Below are 1,970 nucleotides of genomic sequence, written 5' to 3'. Positions count from 1 at the left end.
TGGGGTGGTCGAGCTGGTACCGCTCGGCCTTCCGGTGGAGTTCGAGGCCGGAGGGATCGACCGGGCGGCCGTCGGCGGCGAATTCGACTGCGCGCCCGCCCTTGCCAGGATCAGCGCCCAGGTCCATCTCGCCGAAGCTCGCGACCTTGGGCAGCGCATCGAGTACCTCGCGCAGGGCGGCGCCCGGCGTGATCTTTTCGGCGCCTTCGGCGAAGGCCACCGACTGCGTGGCCGGCAGCACGTCGAAGATGGCGACCACCTTGTCCTTCAGGGCGGGCAGCAGCTTGCCTTCGGTCACCAGGCGTTCGGCGAAACTGACATGCTCGACGTGGGCGGCGGCGGTCTCGCGACGGGCGATCTCGGCCTCGCGCGCGGTCAGGTCGGCTTCGCGCGCAGCGAAAGCCGGATCGGGCTGCTTGGACACAGCGGGCTCCTCTTCGGGGGTGGGTTCGGTGGGGTCGGGATCGGTGGGGGCGGAATAGGTCGGGCCGCGCGGGCTCGCCTCCTTCTCTCCCAGCCATTCCAGGCGGTAGGCCGGCAGCGCGCGGTCGGCGTCCTCCAGCCCGAATTTCTCGATGATCAGGTCGCGCAGGAGGCGCAGCAGCGAGGCGGTCTCTTCGAGGCCACGATCGCCGAAAGCGGCGGTAAAGACGGCGCCGCCCTCGCCTGCGAACTTCACGTTCCGGAGCCCGCTCACCCCCGGCGCTGCCGCGCCCAGGAACCCCACATGCTTGGGATACCAGGTGCCGGGTACCGGGTTGTGCGGCTGCGCCGGCGCGAAATAGGCCATGCTGACCTTTCGGAACCGCCCGGCCTTCACCAGATCGGCGAACTGGGGCTCGATCTCGTGGAGATTGGCGAAGAGCCGCTCGGCCTGCGGATCGTAGTCGAAGCTCTCGACCCAGCCGAAGGCGGGCGCGTCCGTGTCCGGGTGGCCCACGACGATCGGCGCCGGGGCGGTCTCGGGGTCGTAGGCGTCCGCGATGGCGCGCAGATCCGCCGCCGTATAGGTGATCGACGCGCCATCCATCGGCTTGAACGTGCCGGGGCGGAACACCTCGATACGGGCGGTCAGGGGCTGCGGGACGGGGTCGGGCATGGAGCGGTCATCCAGTTGGTGCTGGACGACCTTTGCGCGATCGGGGCGGGCATATCGCCCGGAGATGATCTCCGGTCAGATCCCCCCGCCGCGCGGTGCCTGTGCGGGCAGGATGCGCCGGGCGGTGCCGCCACTCAACCCCCAATCGGCGGCGGGCGGCGCAGATGCCCCTGCAAGCGATCCTAACGGGGGGCTAACAGGGGTCGGGCGGTTTTCGCGGGGCGTGACACCCCGGAGGCGGCTAGGCCGCTCAGCGGGCTTCTTTCCTGCTCGCCTCGTCAGGGGGACAACCAGTCCTCCGCGTCCTCCAGGATCGCCGCCTCGTCGGCCGCTGTCAGACCAAGGAAGGGCCGGGCCGGAATGGTGATGCTGTGCGCGGCGATCGTGACATCGGTGACATGGTTCGCCTCCGCTTTCTTGGCGAAGCGCCGGCCGATCTGTCCGGCATCGTCCTTCATGCGGTAGATCTTCGCGCCGCGGGACTTGCGTTGGATCTGGCCGCCCAGCTGGTGGATCGCTGCATAGGCAACGGGCGAGCCGATCCGCACCTCGTCCTCGGTGGCGACATAGTTGATCGAACCGGCGAGGGACGATCCGATCTTGCCCTTGCTGTTGGAGCGCAAGATGGTGATCGGGATCTGGCCGTTCGCGGTACGCGCCTTGATCGTCCGGGGGCGCAGCGGCTGCCAGGCACGCCCGTCGGGATCGGTCTCGCTCCTGAACCGATCCTTGGTCGAGGTCATCAGGCGTTCGCCGACGGCCGTCATGAAGGGCTGGCGACGATCCATGCGGACGAGCATCCCGCGCAGGGCTTCGCGGAGTTCCTCGTTGCGGAGCTCGACCTCGATACTGATGCCGGTCATCTTGAAAT

2 protein-coding genes are annotated in these 1,970 nt (G+C 68.9%); both read right to left on the bottom strand.

Translation table 11 applies throughout. The features are described from left to right. The coding region (locus RGD00_RS23180) for a hypothetical protein (protein WP_310459598.1) at positions 1 to 1,099 on the bottom strand (1,099 nt) is incomplete at its 3' end. 278 nt (positions 1,100 to 1,377) lie between these two features. Continuing rightward, on the bottom strand, positions 1,378 to 1,970 hold a 593-nt coding region (locus RGD00_RS23175), incomplete at its 5' end, for a phage virion morphogenesis protein (protein WP_310459597.1).

The organism is Ruixingdingia sedimenti, from assembly GCF_031432425.1.
In the GTDB taxonomy this organism is placed as follows: Bacteria; Pseudomonadota; Alphaproteobacteria; order Rhodobacterales; family Rhodobacteraceae; genus Ruixingdingia; species Ruixingdingia sedimenti.
This window is presented reverse-complemented; position numbering and strand designations above follow the sequence as displayed.